15 protein-coding genes are annotated in these 15,488 nt (G+C 68.8%); all 15 read left to right on the top strand.

All coding sequences use genetic code 11. The annotated features are described in order from the left end of the window. Positions 1 to 7: 7 nt before the first annotated feature. The 15 genes from ACFV9G_RS24675 (at position 8) to ACFV9G_RS24605 (ending at position 15,418) form a co-directional block, all read left to right on the top strand. Positions 8 to 778 (top strand): serine hydrolase, encoded by a 771-nt coding sequence (locus ACFV9G_RS24675; RefSeq protein WP_378730952.1) that lies wholly within the window; start codon positions 8 to 10, stop codon positions 776 to 778. Next, entirely contained in the window at positions 775 to 1,962 is a 1,188-nt protein-coding gene (locus ACFV9G_RS24670) for a dipeptide epimerase (protein ID WP_378730949.1), read from the top strand. The genes ACFV9G_RS24675 and ACFV9G_RS24670 overlap by 4 nt, the downstream gene beginning before the upstream one ends. Next, on the top strand, positions 1,959 to 2,537 hold the full coding sequence (locus ACFV9G_RS24665; protein ID WP_378730947.1) for a C40 family peptidase: 579 nt from the start codon (positions 1,959 to 1,961) through the stop codon (positions 2,535 to 2,537). The genes ACFV9G_RS24670 and ACFV9G_RS24665 overlap by 4 nt, the downstream gene beginning before the upstream one ends. An 85-nt stretch (positions 2,538 to 2,622) precedes the next feature. Then, positions 2,623 to 4,362 carry a glycerol-3-phosphate dehydrogenase/oxidase gene (locus ACFV9G_RS24660; protein ID WP_378730945.1) on the top strand — a complete coding sequence of 580 codons (1,740 nt, stop codon included), beginning with the start codon at positions 2,623 to 2,625 and terminating at the stop codon, positions 4,360 to 4,362. Between the two features lie 62 nt (positions 4,363 to 4,424). Then, on the top strand, positions 4,425 to 5,090 hold the full coding sequence (locus ACFV9G_RS24655; RefSeq protein WP_378730943.1) for a type IV toxin-antitoxin system AbiEi family antitoxin domain-containing protein: 666 nt from the start codon (positions 4,425 to 4,427) through the stop codon (positions 5,088 to 5,090). Next, positions 5,087 to 6,145, top strand: a complete 1,059-nt coding sequence (locus ACFV9G_RS24650; protein WP_378730941.1) for a nucleotidyl transferase AbiEii/AbiGii toxin family protein — start codon at positions 5,087 to 5,089, stop codon at positions 6,143 to 6,145. Before ACFV9G_RS24655 ends, ACFV9G_RS24650 begins: the two co-directional genes overlap by 4 nt. Positions 6,146 to 6,285: 140 nt before the next feature. Beyond that, positions 6,286 to 6,837: a hypothetical protein gene (locus tag ACFV9G_RS24645; protein WP_378730939.1), complete on the top strand. Its 552-nt coding sequence runs from the start codon at positions 6,286 to 6,288 to the stop codon at positions 6,835 to 6,837. Positions 6,838 to 6,916: 79 nt separating this feature from the next. Further along, positions 6,917 to 7,306 carry a hypothetical protein gene (locus ACFV9G_RS24640; protein ID WP_378730937.1) on the top strand — a complete coding sequence of 130 codons (390 nt, stop codon included), beginning with the start codon at positions 6,917 to 6,919 and terminating at the stop codon, positions 7,304 to 7,306. Between the two features lie 268 nt (positions 7,307 to 7,574). Then, positions 7,575 to 9,197 carry a succinic semialdehyde dehydrogenase gene (locus ACFV9G_RS24635; protein ID WP_378730935.1) on the top strand — a complete coding sequence of 541 codons (1,623 nt, stop codon included), beginning with the start codon at positions 7,575 to 7,577 and terminating at the stop codon, positions 9,195 to 9,197. After that, positions 9,194 to 10,906 (top strand): GMC oxidoreductase, encoded by a 1,713-nt coding sequence (locus ACFV9G_RS24630; protein ID WP_378730933.1) that lies wholly within the window; start codon positions 9,194 to 9,196, stop codon positions 10,904 to 10,906. Before ACFV9G_RS24635 ends, ACFV9G_RS24630 begins: the two co-directional genes overlap by 4 nt. A gap of 248 nt (positions 10,907 to 11,154) precedes the next feature. Then, positions 11,155 to 12,729 carry a glutamine-hydrolyzing GMP synthase gene (gene guaA, locus ACFV9G_RS24625; RefSeq protein ID WP_378730931.1) on the top strand — a complete coding sequence of 525 codons (1,575 nt, stop codon included), beginning with the start codon at positions 11,155 to 11,157 and terminating at the stop codon, positions 12,727 to 12,729. A gap of 116 nt (positions 12,730 to 12,845) precedes the next feature. Next, entirely contained in the window at positions 12,846 to 13,877 is a 1,032-nt protein-coding gene (locus tag ACFV9G_RS24620; RefSeq protein WP_378730929.1) for a hypothetical protein, read from the top strand. Positions 13,878 to 13,987: 110 nt separating this feature from the next. Continuing rightward, positions 13,988 to 14,329, top strand: a complete 342-nt coding sequence (locus ACFV9G_RS24615; RefSeq protein ID WP_378730926.1) for a DUF3140 domain-containing protein — start codon at positions 13,988 to 13,990, stop codon at positions 14,327 to 14,329. Further along, on the top strand, positions 14,326 to 14,970 hold the full coding sequence (locus tag ACFV9G_RS24610; protein WP_378730924.1) for a UdgX family uracil-DNA binding protein: 645 nt from the start codon (positions 14,326 to 14,328) through the stop codon (positions 14,968 to 14,970). The genes ACFV9G_RS24615 and ACFV9G_RS24610 overlap by 4 nt, the downstream gene beginning before the upstream one ends. Before the next feature lie 76 nt (positions 14,971 to 15,046). Then, complete coding sequence (locus ACFV9G_RS24605; protein WP_378730922.1) at positions 15,047 to 15,418, top strand: DoxX family protein; 372 nt, start codon at positions 15,047 to 15,049, stop codon at positions 15,416 to 15,418. The last annotated feature ends 70 nt before the right edge of the window (positions 15,419 to 15,488 follow it).

Here is a 15,488-nt window from a genome sequence, read left to right as displayed (position 1 = left end):
CGCCGATGTGGAACCTTTGGTCTCGACCTGGCTCAGTGGCCTCGACGGCATCCCGACGCAGGCCCAGAACGTCAACCAGCAGCACTATGCGGCGAGCCTGATGAAGGTGCCGGTCGCGATCGCGGCCTATCGGCTGCGCGATCGTGGGCTGCTGTCTCTCGATGAGCCGATCGGGGTGCATCCCGACTTCGACTCCGCCGTCGACGGGTCGCGTTTCTCGATGGATCCGGCCGAGGACCAGGACCCGGTGACCTGGGACGCGGTCGGCTCCGCGCTGCCGCTGGGTGATCTCGTACGCCGCTCCCTGACCGTCTCGGGCAACCTGGCTGTCAACCTGGTGCTGGAGCGGGTCGGGCTCGAGGAGGTCGCCGCGGTGCTCGCGGACGCGGGGGTGACGCCGATGACGACGGTGTCGCGCGGGATCGAGGACGCGCCCGCCCGTGAGGCCGGGCTGCAGAACCTGGTCACCGCCAACGACATGGGCAAGCTGCTCACCAAGCTCGCCTCCGGCCGGCTGCTCTCGCCCGAGTCGACCGCCGAGCTGGAGGGCATCCTGGTCGCCCAGGAGTATCGCGACGCGATCCCGCTCGGGGTGCCCGAGGACGCGGTGGTCGGCAACAAGACCGGCTGGGTCGACGGCGTACGCCACGACATGGCGATCATCCGGCCCGCTCAGGGCGAACCGCAGGTGATGGTCGTGCTCACGACCGGCCTGGACGACGACGAGTCGGAGTTCCGGATCAGCGAGGTCGCGCGCTATCTGTGGTCCACCCTGTGACCTCGCCCGCGATCGTCGCGGTGCGCACCCAGCGTGTCCGGGTGCCGCTGCACACCCCGTTCGTGACGGCTCTGCGTCGCACCGACTTCGCGGAGACGGTCGTCGTCACGGTCGAGGACTCCGACGGGTGCGTCGGCTGGGGTGAGGCGCCGCAGGTCTGGAAGGTCACCGGTGACTCGCTCGCCGGGTCAGCCGCGGCGTTGGAGGGGCCGATCTCCGACGCGCTGGTCGGTGCCGCTGCCGATCTGTCGTCGGCGGGGTTGATCCAGGGCGCCGTCATCGGCAACCGGTCGGCCAAGATGGCCGCCGACATCGCGCTGCACGACCTTGTCGCGCGCCGGGCTGGGGTGTCGATGACCGAGCACCTGGATGTGTTGGTTTCGACACGGGCTCGCTGGCGCTCGCCCGGCTCAACCAACGCTGGCCCCCCGTTGGTTGAAGGCCACTTCGTTCAGACCTCGGAGCCGCTAGGCGGAGGCGTGTCGAAACCAACACAGTTGCTGACCGACATGACCCTCTCCGTAGGCACCCCCGCCGACCTGGCGGAGGCGGCGGCAGCCCGCGCACGAGACGGGTTCACGACGCTCAAGATCAAGGTCGGGACGGATCCGGCCGGCGATGCCGAGCGCGTGCTCGCGGTCCGTGAGGCAGCCCCGGGTTACGTACTCCGGCTGGACGCCAACACCGGCTGGCGCGCGGACGAGGCGGTCGCGGTGCTCACGACACTTGCCGACAAGGACGTCGAGCTCGAGCTCGTCGAGCAGCCGGTGGCCCGGCGTGACCTGGAGGGGATGGCGTACGTCCGTCGTCACCAGCCCTACCCGATCCTCGCCGACGAGTCGGTCTTCGATCTGGAGGATCTGGTCGACGTCATCCGCGCGGGGGCGGCGGACGCGGTCAACATCAAGCTCGCCAAGTGTGGCGGGATCACGCCCGCGATCGAGCTGCTGGAGGTCGCGAGGAGCCACGGCCTCGGCCGTCTCGTCGGCTGCATGATGGAGTCCCACCTCGGCATCGGCGCGGCTGCCGCACTGGTCGCCGCACTCGGCATCCCCGGCGAGCAGGATCTCGACGCGGGCTGGTGGGCGAAGAGCTCGCCCTATGTCGGCGGGATCGGCTACGACGGCCCCCGCATCCTGTTCCCCGACGCCCCCGGCCTCGGCATCGAAGGAGTCCTTGCATGACCACCGTGAACCAGCCGACCTTCGTCGTGGCCGAGCCCGCCGACGACGCCGAGCACGAGACCGAGGTCGTGCCCGGCGAGGAGATCGTCGTCCTCGAGACGCAGGGGGAGTGGACGTACGTCGTGATCCCCTCCCACGCTTCCTCGAAGGACGAGCGGGGCTACCCCGGCTGGTTGCCGACGGCCGCTCTCGCCTCGCCCGTGGCCACCCTGCTGAGCAAGGCTCGGAGCTATCTCGGCGTCCCCTACGTCTGGGGTGGCACGACGGATGCCGGCATCGACTGCTCCGGCCTGGTCTTCCGGGCGGCAGAGGCCATCGGCGTACGTCTCCCACGGGACGCCCGCGACCAGGCCGCCGCACTCGCGGCGATCGACCTCGACGACGTCACTGAAGGCGATCTCTACTTCTTCGCGCGCCCGGACGGGCGGGTCATGCATGTCGCCATCGCCACCGCAGCCCCCGAGTCGGACGGCGCCCGCCCGATGATCCACGCCGACGGCGACAAGATGGTCGTCGTCGAGGAATCCATGCCCGCCGACCGGGTCGCCACCCTCGTCAGCGCCGCCCGTCTGTGACGGCTGCGTGACTTATCCGCCGGTGCCGGTGAACTTCTCGCGCGCCAGAAGTGACAATTCGACGTGGTGAGTTAACTTCGAACGTATGACTCGTACAGGGGCACTGAGTCCACAGAGCCGCGATCTCGCGATCGGCACGATGGTCGGAGCAGCGGGAGAGACCGAGCTCGACGTCCTCGTCGTCGGAGGGGGTGTGACCGGCGCCGGAGTGGCACTGGACGCCGTCACCAGAGGCCTCAGCACGGGGCTGGTGGAGCAGCGCGACCTGGCCTCGGGAACGAGCTCGCGGAGCTCGAAGCTCGTCCACGGCGGCTTGAGATACCTCGAGATGCTCGACTTCGAGCTGGTCCGCGAGGCGCTCCAGGAGCGCGGTCTGCTGCTCAACACCCTGGCCCCGCACCTGGTCCGGCCGGTGCCGTTCCTCTACCCGCTGACCAACCCGGTGTGGGAGCGCGCCTACATCGGCGCGGGCCTGGCGCTCTACGACGGGATGGCGAGCTTCGGCCCGCTCTCCGGGATGGGCAACTCGGGTCTCCCGCGCCACCGCCACCTCACCCGCCGGGGCGTGGCGAGGATCGCCCCCGACTTCCGCACCGACACGATCACCGGTGCGATCCAGTACTACGACGCCCAGGTCGACGACGCCCGCCTGGTGATGACGATCGCGCGCACCGCCGCCTCCCACGGCGCCCACGTCGCGACCCGGGTCCAGGTGACGGGGTTCCTGCGCGAGGGCGAGCGGGTCGTCGGCGTCCGGGCCCGCGACCTCGAGCACGACCAGGACCTGGTCATCCGGGCCAAGACCGTCGTCAACGCCGCCGGGGTGTGGACCGACGACATCCAGGCGATGGTCGGCGGCCGCGGCGCCCTGCACGTCAAGGCGTCCAAGGGCATCCACCTCGTCGTCCCGCGCGACCGGATCCGCTCCGAGTCGGGCTTCATCGTCCGCACCGAGAAGTCGGTCCTCTTCGTGATCCCGTGGGGCCGCCACTGGATCATCGGCACCACCGACACCCCCTGGACCTATGACCTCGCCCACCCGGCAGCCTCCAAGACCGACATCGAGTACGTCCTCGAGCACGTCAACGCGATCCTGCGCGAGCCGCTCGACCTCGAGGACGTCGAGGGCGTGTACGCCGGGCTCCGCCCGCTCCTGACCGGCGAGTCCGACCAGACCGCCGGCCTCAGCCGGGAGCACCTCGTGGTCACCCCGCTGCCGGGACTGGTGCTGATCGCCGGCGGCAAGCTGACGACCTATCGTGTGATGGCACGCGACGCCGTCGACGCCGCAGCCCACTCGCTGGGGACCACGACCAACATGACCCTGCGCGACTCGATCACCGACAAGGTGCGGCTGGTCGGCGCCGAGGGCTTCGAGACCCGCTCCAACCAGCGCGTCCTGCTCGCCCGTCGCAGTGGTCTCCACGTCGGCCGGATCGATCACCTCCTCGGCCGCCACGGCGGCATGATCGATGACGTACTCGACCTCATCCAGCAGCGCCGCCCCCTCGCGCTGCCCCTCGAAGGCGCCGACGACTACCTCGCGGCCGAGGTCGTCTACGCCGTCCAGTGTGAGGGGGCTCGCCACCTCGACGACGTCCTCGAGCGCCGCACCCGGATCTCGATGGAGACCTTCGACCGCGGCGTCTCCGCCGCCCCCGGCGTCGCCAAGCTCATGGCCGAGGAGCTCGGTTGGGACGAGCAGCGCACCAAGGAGGAGGTCGACCACTACCTGCGCCGCATCGAGGCCGAGCGCCGCTCCCAGCTCATGGTCACCGACGAGGACGCCGACCGCGCCCGGCTCGAGGTCGAGGACCTGGTCTGACCCCATAGCAACCTGGTTGTCCGAGCGACAACATTTGTCATCACTGGTGATACAATTGTTGAATGATCGACTCGACGCTGGGGAAACTGGGGGCGATCGCTGAGCAGCGGTGGGGCATGGTCACAACCGCTCAGGCTGCGGTGGTCGGTGTCTCTCGGCAGCAGCTGGCCCGCATGGCGGCGGCCGGAGCGATCGAGCGGGTCGCCCAGGGCGTCTACCGCATGGCCGGCGCGCCGCCCCAGAACCATGAGGCGATCTATGCGACCTGGCTTGCACTCGGCGGCGCGACGATGCCGAAGACACCGGCAGGGGCTCCCGCCCTTGTCGCCGCCGGGGTAACCGCGGCTGTCGCTCACGATCTGGGCGACTTCTTTCTCGATGGGTTCGACTTCATGATTCCCAGCCGCAAAGGAACCCGGCTGCCCGGGGTGCACCTGCGGATCAGGCAGCTCTCTCGCGAGGAGGTCAGCACGGCCAACGGTCTCCCGGTCCTGTCGGTCGAGCGGGCCATCGCCGACCTGGTCGAGCAGCGGACCGACCCTTCCCTGGTTGCTGGCGTCGTGCGTGATGCGGTGCTCGCCGGCCGACTCCTTGCCCCTGACCGCCTGGTGGCTTACCTCGAGCCCATCGCCCGGGCACGGAAGCAGCGCGACATCGGGAACGGCCGCTCCGTGGCCGACGATCTGTTCAAGCTCGCCGGCATCGCTCCTGAAGGATGGGCGGCATGAGTGACGAGGGCTACCGCGACTGGCGCTCGATCGAGCTCGCGATCAAGGAGGCCGCCAAGAAGGCCTCCCGAGAGGCCGGGCCGAACGTTCGAGCAGCGACGGTCGATGCCCAGATCCGGCAGGCACGATTTGATCGGTTCCTCTCCCGGGTCTTCGCCGAAGGCGAGGCATCGGAGTGGATGCTCAAGGGCGGGATGAGCATGCTCGCCAGAGTTCCGCAGGCGCGTACGACCAAAGACATGGATCTGGCCGCCGAGCGAGCAGGCGACCTCGCAGAGGCTGAGGCTGCGCTCGTCCGGGCTGTCGACGTAGACCTCGGCGATCACCTCGCCTTCCGTCTGCTCAGCAGCACGCCGACCGGGTTGGGGGAGAATCAGCCTGGGGTGATCACCCGGCGCTACGTGTTCTCCTGCATCGACACCGGAGGTGCCTTCGGTGGCGAGCGTGAGATCGATCAGGTGAAGGTCGACATAGTCGTCGGGCCTGGCCCGATCGGCCAGCCAGAGATCGTCGAGCCCGCGAACCGCCTGCAGTTGCGCCGTCGGCTGGTCACCCGCCCGTACCGGCTCTACCCGGTTGCTGACCAGATCGCCGACAAGGTGTGCGCCACCATGGACGTCAACTACCCCACCGGGGCATCCAGCCGCGTCAAGGATCTGGTCGATCTTGTGGTGCTTGCCCGTACGCAGCGGGTACGCCTCGAGGAGCTGCGGGCGGCGATCGCCACCAAGCGGGCGCTGGGGAAGATACCGCCGTTCGATCACCTCCGGGTGCCAGAGGAGTGGGCGACCACCTATCCCAACGTGGCGCGCGGCGTGCCGGGTGCGCAAGACCTCACTGCGGCCGTGGCCGCGGCGTACGTCGCTCAGCTTGTCGACCCGGCCGTGAGCGGCACCACCGAAGATTTGGAGACGGTGTGGGTTCCCGGTGCCGGCTGGACCGATCCTGACGAGATCGAGGCAGTCAGTGCGGAGGTTGCTGCCGATGTCGCCGCTGGGGGAGACGTCTACGTTCGCCACCATGCCCGGGTCGGCTGGCCGGTGCGCGAACTCTGACGAGCGCCCGAGCCTCGGCGTCGGAATTGCCGTGGCGCAGCAGCCGGTTGACGTAGCAATCTGACCACATGTTCCCTTCGACAGGCCCAGAAAACTGCCTGGTCGCAGATCCCCCCGAGCCGCTGGCCACCGATGATTTCGTGCTCGCCCCACTCCGGCCCGAGCTGCTCGACCTGGACACCGACGCCTATCTGGCGAGCCCGGACGTGATCCGCGACCACAGCTACGGCCGCTGGCCGGTGGCCGGCTTCGGCAGCGACGACAACCTTCCGCTGGTGATCCGGCACTGGTCCGATCACCAGGCGAGGCGCGCCTTCACCTACCTCTTCCTCGACCCCCAGGGCACCTCGTCGCTCGGCTGTCTCTACGTCCAGCCGCTGTTCCCCTACCTGGAGGCGATGGGCGCCGACGCCCGCACCCTGCTCAGGTACGCCGGTGGATCCACCGCGAGGGTCAGCTACTGGCTCCGCCAAGACCGCGAGCCTGGGCTCGGGGTGTCGGTAGCCGAGCGGCTCGATGAGTGGCTGCGTACGCAATGGCCGTTGGACGCCTATCTCTACCGGGCCGCGCCGGCGGAGGAGTGCACCGTGCACGCCCTGGACCGGCTGCCGCTGGACCGGGTGGTGATCGACCTTCCGGCCGAGCAGTACAGCTATCTGTGGTGGGCTGCGGAGGTATGTCGAGCCAGTTGAGGTGTGCCAGCCAGTCTCGCGTAGTAACGGATCGGATCGACCGGGATACCCCGATCACCGTCTGGGGGATCGAGTAGCCATGCCGTTGATCGACTCGACAGACCCGGACTTCAAGGTGTGTCAGCTCGACTTTGAGGTGCTGCTGGAGTTGCAGCGGGACGCTGAGGCGCGTGGCTGGGGTACGCGATGGTCAACGGTTGGGGCGTTGCGCGGCCAGGTCAAGGAAGGTCAGGTGCTCATGCAGTCGTTCATGCGTGAGCAGCATGGCGGCGGTGTCCATGCCTATCGGTGCTTGGTGCTGTTCGCAACTGCTGTAGGTGAATCGGCGGGTGGCGTCGCGACGATTGACGTCGACCCTGGTCGCTACGAACAACTGCCACGGATCGACCGTGACCCGGACGTCAGAGCGGCCTACGTCAGGATCTTCCGCTTGGCCATGGGTGGGATCGAGATGATCTCCAAGAACTGAGGCCAGACGACCTGCAGGGCGGTTGTCGGTTGGTCGTCACGGCCGTGGTCGTGGCGCCCACGAGCCTATTCGTCACGTGGCCTTGCCGAGTGCGGCGCGAAGGTCGAGCAGGGCTTCATTTTGATGCTTTCTCAGCTGCAGCTTCGGCGTTCCCAAGCGCGTACTCAGGGGTGCCCTGGTCATCTACCGACCAGGTCGTCACATCGGCGTGGCCAGTTAGTGGGACGCATGTCTGGCTTCCGAGACGCCGGTCACATACTCTCGGTACATGAGCGCATCGAACCCGACTTCTTCCGGCGGCCCGATCGTCGAGGGCCCGCTCGATCCTGAGCACGACGCCGCGGCGTCCCTGGCCCTCGAGCCTGACTACGTCGCCCGTCTGACCGGCCACCTCGTGGCCACCACAGGCGAGACGAACGAGGTCATCAGTCCGCTCAACGGGGCGCCGCTGGCGCACATCCCGCAGTCGAGCGACGACGATGTCGCCGCGGCCTTCGCCAAGGCGCGGGTGGCGCAGGAGAAGTGGGCCGCGACCTCGGTCGCCGAGCGCGAGCGCATCCTGATCAAGCTGCACGACCTCGTCCTCGACCGGCAGGACGAGATCCTCGACCTGATCGTGCTGGAGTCGGGCAAGGCCCGCAAGCACGCCTTCGACGAGCCGCTGCACATCGCGCTGACGGCGCGCTACTACGGGCGTAAGAGCAGCAAGATCCTCGACACCGAGCGCAAGCTCGGCGTCATCCCGGTGCTGACCCGGGTCGAGCTCAACCACGTGCCCAAGGGTGTCGTCGGCATCATCAGCCCGTGGAACTACCCGTTCACGATGGCGCTGTGCGACGGCCTGGCCGCGATCGCCGCCGGCAACGCGGTGGTCATCAAGCCCGACTCCCAGACCATGCTCAGCGCGCTCCTCGGTGCCGAGCTGCTGGCGGAGGCCGGGCTGCCGGAGAACCTGTGGACCGTGGTCGCCGGCCCGGGCTCGAAGATCGGCACCAGCATCATCCAGCGCGCCGACTACGTCTGCTTCACCGGCTCGACCAACACCGGCAAGATCGTCGCCAAGCAGGCGGCGGAGCGCCTGATCGGCGCCAGCCTCGAGCTCGGCGGCAAGAACCCCATGCTCGTCCTCAAGGACGCCGACATCGAGAAGGCCGCCGAGGGTGCGACCCGCGCGGTCTTCTCCAACTCCGGCCAGCTGTGCGTCAGCGTCGAGCGGCTCTTCGTCGATGACAAGGTCTACGACCGGTTCGTCGAGCGCTTCGTCGCCCGCACCCAGGCGATGACCCTCGGCGCCACCCTCGGGTGGGAGAACGACATGGGCACCCTGATCTCGCAGGCCCAGGTCGACACCGCGGCCGCCCACGTCGAGGACGCCGTCTCCAAGGGCGCCCGCGTGCTCGCCGGCGGCAAGGCCCGCCCCGACCTGGCGCCGTTCTTCTTCGAGCCGACCATCCTCGAGGGCGTCACCCCGGAGATGACCTGTTTCGGCAACGAGACCTTCGGTCCGGTCGTCTCCGTCTACCGCTTCCACAGCGAGGAGGAGGCGATCGAGCGCGCCAACGACGGCGAGTACGGCCTCAACGGCTCGATCTACAGCCGTGACACCTCGCGCGCCCGGCGCATCGCCCGGCAGATCAAGTGCGGCACGATCAACATCAACGAGGCCTTCGGCGCCACGTTCGCGAGCATCGACGCCCCGATGGGCGGCATGCGCGAGTCCGGCCAGGGGCGTCGCCAGGGTGTCGAGGGCATCCTGCGCTACACCGAGACCCAGTCCGTCGCCTCCCAGGCGATCCTGCGCTTCGCCCCGCAGTTCGGGATGAGCGACCAGGCCTACGCCAAGTTCATGACCGCCTCGCTGCGCGCCCTGAAGGCGCTGGGCCGCGCATGACCCACTACGACGTACTCGTCATCGGATCGGGTTTCGGTGGCTCGGTCAGCGCGCTGCGGCTGACCGAGAAGGGCTACTCCGTCGGAGTGGTCGAGGCGGGTCGCCGGTTCAGCGACGACGAGCTGCCCAACAACTCCTTCGACCTGCGCAAATACCTCTGGGCGCCGGCGATCGGCTGCTACGGGATCCAGCGCATCGACGTGGTCAAGGACTGCGTGATCATGGCCGGTGCCGGGGTCGGGGGCGGCTCGCTGGTCTACGCCAACACCCTCTACGAGCCGCTCGACCCGTTCTTCGAGGACCCTTCCTGGAGCCACATCACCGACTGGAAGGACGAGCTCGCCCCCTACTACGAGCAGGCCAAGCGGATGCTCGGCGTCAACCTCTACCCCCACCTGACCCCCGCGGACGAGGTCATGCAGAAGGTCGCGGCCGAGGCCGGACGCGGTGACACCTTCCACAAGGCGCCGGTAGGCGTCTTCTTCGGAGGCCCGGGCCAGGTGGAAGGGCAGGAGGTCGCGGACCCCTACTTCGGCGGCGAGGGCCCTGACCGGCGTACGTGCACGAACTGCGGCGAGTGCATGACCGGCTGTCGCCACAACGCGAAGAACACCCTGGTCAAGAACTACCTCTACCTCGCCGAGAAGTTCGGTGCCGAGGTGCACCCGCTCACCACGGTGACCCGCGTCTACCCGGCCAGGACCGGAGGCGGGTACGTCATCGAGACCCGCTCCACCACGGCCAAGCTCGGCATCGGGCGCACCCGGAAGTTCACCGCCGACCAGGTGATCTTCTCGGCGGCCTCGCTCGGCACCCAGAAGCTGCTCCACAAGCTCAAGCGCACCGGCGACCTGGCGCAGATCTCCGACCGCCTGGGCGAGCTGACCCGCACCAACTCCGAGTCGATCCTCGGCGCCATCGCCCCGGACACGGCGGTCGACTACACCGAGGGCGTGGCGATCACCTCCTCGTGGCACCCCGACGAGCACACCCACATCGAGCCGGTCCGCTACGGGCACGGCAGCAACGCGATCGCGGCGATGCAGACGGTGCTCACCGAGGGCGGTCCCCATCGGCTCCGCCGCTGGCTCAAGGAGATGTGGCTGCAGCGGCGGTCGCTGCGTACGTTCTACGACTTCAAGCACTGGTCCGAGCGCACCGTCATCGCACTGGTCATGCAGGCGCTGGACAACTCGATCACGACCTTCCCGAAGCGGACGATCTTCGGGTGGCGGATGTCGTCGAAGCAGGGCCACGGCAAGCCCAACCCGACCTGGATCCCCGCCGGCCTCGACGCCGTGCGGAAGATGGCCGGGGTGATGAGCTCGGGCGACAAGCCGGGGTATGCCGGCGGCACGATCGGGGAGCCGTTCAACAAGCCGATGACCGCCCACTTCATCGGTGGCTGCACCATCGGCGACTCGGTGGACACCGGTGTAATCGACCCCTACCAGCGGCTCTACGGCCACGCCGGGCTGCACGTCGTCGACGGCTCCGCGATCTCGGCCAACCTGGGCGTGAACCCGTCGCTGACGATCACCGCGCAGGCCGAGCGGGCGATGGCGTTCTGGCCCAACAAGGACCAGGCCGACCCGCGGCCGGAGCTGGGTGCGGGCTACGCGCGCATCCAGCCCGTCAGGCCGGCCTCGCCCGCGGTGCCCGCGAGCGCGCCCGCAGCGCTGCAGCTGCCCATTGTTGATGTTCGTTGACCAACCTGTTGTCATGGTGACATGTCCTGCGCAGGAAGTATTCTGACAGGAAGTTTTTGGTTGACCCGTAACTGTGGTTAAGAGAGTTCGTTGGAGTGATCAGACCCGGGATTGCTCCCTCCCTAATACATGCCGGGTCTTACGTCCGGGACAGCTTTGCCTCGGGCAATCAGGGCCCGGCCACCTCCCTCCCCGGCCGGGCCCTGGTGCATTTCGCGGGCGGCGTACCCCGTCGTTAGGATTCGTGCATGACGCAGGCTCCTGGGGCGGAAGAGCACGATCTGGTTCTCGTGGTGGACTTCGGCGCGCAGTATGCGCAGCTGATCGCCCGCCGCGTACGTGAGGCGAAGGTCTACTCCGAGATCGTGCCGCACTCGATGCCGGTCGAGGAGATGCTCGCCAAGAACCCGAAGGCGATCATCCTCTCCGGCGGCCCCTCCAGCGTGTACGCCGAGGGCGCCCCCGCCATCGACAACGGCCTGTTCACCGCGGGCATCCCGGTGTTCGGGATGTGCTACGGGTTCCAGCTGATGGCGCAGGGCCTGGGTGGGACCGTCGACGACAACGGCGCCCGGGAGTACGGGCGTACGCCGGTCACCGTGGGGGTCCCCGGCACGCTGCTCCGGGACATGCCGCCGGCCCACAACGTGTGGATGTCGCACGGCGACTCGGTCTCCGAGGCGCCCGAGGGTTTCACGGTGCTCGCGAGCACCGCCGACACCCCGGTGGCGGCCTTCGAGAACGTCGAGAAGCAGCTCGCGGGCGTGCAGTGGCACCCCGAGGTGCTCCACTCCGAGCACGGCCAGAAGGTGCTCGAGCACTTCCTGTGGGACATCGCCGGCGCGCGCCAGACCTGGACGATCGGCAACATCGCCGAGGACCAGATCGAGCGGGTCCGTGAGCAGATCGGTGACCACCGCGCGATCTGCGCGCTCTCGGGTGGTGTCGACTCCGCGGTCGCCGCGGCCATCGTCGCCAAGGCGATCGGTGACCGGCTGACCTGCGTCTACGTCGACCACGGCCTGATGCGGAAGAACGAGTCGGTCGCGATCGAGAAGGCGTTCCGGGAGTCGACCGGTGCCGAGCTGAAGATCGTCGACGCCGAGAAGGAGTTCCTCGACGCGCTCGCCGGGGTCACCGACCCGGAGGAGAAGCGCAAGATCATCGGCCGCGAGTTCATCCGCTGCTTCGAGCGCGCCGAGGTCGAGATCCTGGGCGACAGCGACGAGAAGGTCGCCTTCCTCGTCCAGGGCACCCTCTACCCCGACGTCGTCGAGTCCGGTGGCGGCGCCGGCACCTCCAACATCAAGTCCCACCACAACGTCGGCGGACTCCCCGAGGACCTCGAGTTCGAGCTGGTCGAGCCGCTGCGTGAGCTCTTCAAGGACGAGGTGCGCGCCGTCGGCTCCCAGCTCGGTCTGCCCGACGAGATCGTCCAGCGCCAGCCGTTCCCCGGTCCCGGCCTGGGCATCCGCATCATCGGCGAGGTCACCAAGGAGCGGCTCGACATCCTGCGCGAGGCCGACGCGATCGCCCGCGAGGAGATGACCCTCGCCGGTCTCGACCGCGACATCTGGCAGATGCCCGTCGTGCTGCTCGCCGACGTCCGCTCGGTCGGCGTCCAGGGCGACGGCCGCACCTACGGCCACCCCGTCGTGCTCCGCCCGGTCACCTCCGAGGACGCGATGACCGCGGACTGGGCCCGGCTTCCCTACGAGGTCATGGAGCGCATCTCCACCCGGATCACCAACGAGGTGAGCGAGATCAACCGGGTCACCGTCGACATCACCTCGAAGCCCCCGGGCACCATCGAGTGGGAATAAAGCCGCGTCGCGGCTTTAGATCGAGCAGCCCCGCTACCGCGAGCTTGCGAGCGGTAGCGACGGGCGTGTCGAGATCGAGCTTCGAGTAAACGCCCGCCCCGTGGACAATGTCGCCCATGACTGAGCCGGACCTCGCTCGACGCCTCCTCGACGCACATGTCGCCCACGAGATGGCGGCGCTGCGCGGCGTACGTTTCCTCGATCTCGTCACCGGCGAGATCGACTTCGCGCTGCGTGCGGCCAGTGGGCTGACGCTCGACCAGGTGATGCCGCGCGACCTGATCAAGGAGGTCGCGCTGAAATACGTCAGCAACTTCCGGCTCCCGGGCGCGATCCCGGAGGTCGCCGGGGCGCTCGCGACGCGACTGAAGGCGCACCCCGCCAACGACACCCAGCTGGGCAAGGTGGTCAGCCGGCCGCGGATCGACGAGCTGGTCGAGGCCCTCGTCGAGATGCGCACGCTGCGCCAGCAGGTCCTGCGCAGTCTGGCCGAGAACTCCGGGATCCAGGCCGGCGTCGGCACCTTGGTGCGCGGCACCGCCAGGGGTGCCGTCGACACCGGCCGCCGGCTCGCCGACAACCTTCCGGGCGGCGCGCTCGGCTTCTCGATCGCAGAGCGGGTCGCGGGCCGGATGGCGGACACGGTGAAGGGCACCCCGGTCGGTGCGGCGGTCGACCAGAGCGCCCGCGAGCTCGCGGAGCGCGGCGCCGGGGCGCTCCTCGGCTACCTCTCCGACACCGCGGCCAGCTCGGTCACCGACGAAGAGGTCCATGACGCGCTGCTCGAGGTCTGGGACGCGCTCGCGACCCGACCGGTGCGCGAGCTCGCCGACCTGATCGACGACGAGCAGCTGGTCGCGCTCTTCGTCGGGCTCTACCAGGTCTGGCTCGACATCCGGGACTCCGAGTATCTGCAGGCCCTGGTCGACACGGGTGTCGACTTCTTCTTCGACACCTACGGGAGCTTCACCCTCGACCGGCTCCTGGAGGAGTGGGGTCTGGGCCGCGACGACCTGGTCGAGGAGGCCCTCCGCTTCGGGCCGCCGGTGATCGAGGCGCTCGCCGAGGCCGGCGTCCTCGAGCAGCTGATCCGTCGCCGGCTCTCGAGCTTCTACGACTCACCGGAGGCGCGGGCTCTCCTGGGCTGACGGCTGGCGCAGCAATTTCCCGCCATGGCGGGAAAGTGCGGCGGCTGCGAGGAGTTCACGGCGGCTCGGGCGGGTACCAGGGCGGTGAACAAGCACGAAGGAGGCACGAGATGGCCGAGACGATCGTCGACGACAGGCTCTGGGAGAACTTCCACCGCGCGGTGAACATGACCTCGCGCGACCTGCGGAAGTGGCTCGCCGTGCAGGGCGCGGGGGAGACGGCCGAGACCGAACCGGACCGGGCCGGCAGCGCACTCGGCCACCGGGTGGCAGCCATCCTCGCCAAGCGCCGTGCCGACGTCACCGCTGACGACGTGGACGTGATGCAGCGGGTCGTCGACAAGGTCACCGACCTGCGCGGCGGGGACACCGGCCAGTGGGAGCCGACCGCGGGCGATGCGCACTGGCGGCGCCGGCTGATGAACGTCGGCCACGATCCGCTGGGCTCGTGAGCGACGTGAGTGCTGCGGAGTGGGTGCCGGAGTCACCGACGCTGTCCGAACTGCGCAGCGCCGTCCAGGACTGCCGTGGCTGCGAGCTCTATCGCGACGCCACCCAAGGGGTGATGGGTGAAGGGCCAACTCCGGCCCCGTTGATGCTGCTCGGTGAGCAGCCCGGTGACCGTGAGGACCGTGAGGGTGAGCCGTTCGTCGGCCCGGCCGGCGGCATCCTCCACGAGGCGCTCGCCGACGCCGGGATCGAGCCGGAGGCGACGTACACGACGAACGTCGTCAAGCACTTCCGCCACCGTCTCTCGGGCAAGCGCCGCATCCACCAGTCACCCACGAGCAAGCAGGTCGGCGCTTGTGCTCCGTGGTTGGCGGCCGAGCTCGACCTGGTACGTCCCGCCGGCATCGTCCTGCTCGGCGGCACCGCCGGCAAGGCGCTGTACGGCTCGTCCTTCCGCGTCGGCGAGGCACGCGGCCACCTCCTCGAGTGGCCCGAGGCCATCGCCACGAAGACCCTCGACCCCTGGGTTCTCGCCACGACCCACCCCTCCGCCGTCCTCAGGGCGGAGGACGAGAGGCAGGCGACGTACGACGGTCTGGTCGCCGATCTGCGGGTTGCTGCCGCTGCTCTGAAGAAAAGGTGAAAGGCGATGTCGAGATCGCCGGTGCACGCTCGACGCGTGGGTACGAGCATCACCACCCACCTCTGAGGAGATCGAGATGAGCACCAACGCACAACGAGCCGGCTGGGTCATCACCGTCCTGGTCACCCTGTTCCTCGGCTTCGACATCGTCACCCACCTGCTACGGGTCGAGCCCGTCATGGACTTCAACGACAAGATCGGCGCACCGGGCTGGTTCCCCGTCGTCTGCGGCGCCGTCCTCGGCCTCTCGCTGGTCGCCTACCACGTCCCGGCCACCCGGGCGATGGGTACGGTCCTGATCACCGCCTACCTGGGTGGCGCGGTCACGGTGAACCTGGTCTTCGGGCAGCCCGCCTTCAACACCGTCTTCGCCATCGCCACCGCCGTCCTCGTCTGGGCCGGCGCCTGGCCGCGCGACGAGCGCCTGCGCGGCCTGGTCACCGCCTGATTCCCCGCCGAGTCGGCTCGTCCTGACACAGATTCCCGCCGAGTCGGCTGGTTATGACGAGCCGACTCGG

This window comes from Nocardioides sp. NPDC059952 (assembly GCF_042730435.1).
GTDB lineage: Bacteria > Actinomycetota > Actinomycetes > Propionibacteriales > Nocardioidaceae > Nocardioides.
The sequence above is the reverse complement of the archived record's forward strand: the minus strand, read 5'-3'. Positions and strand labels throughout refer to the sequence as shown.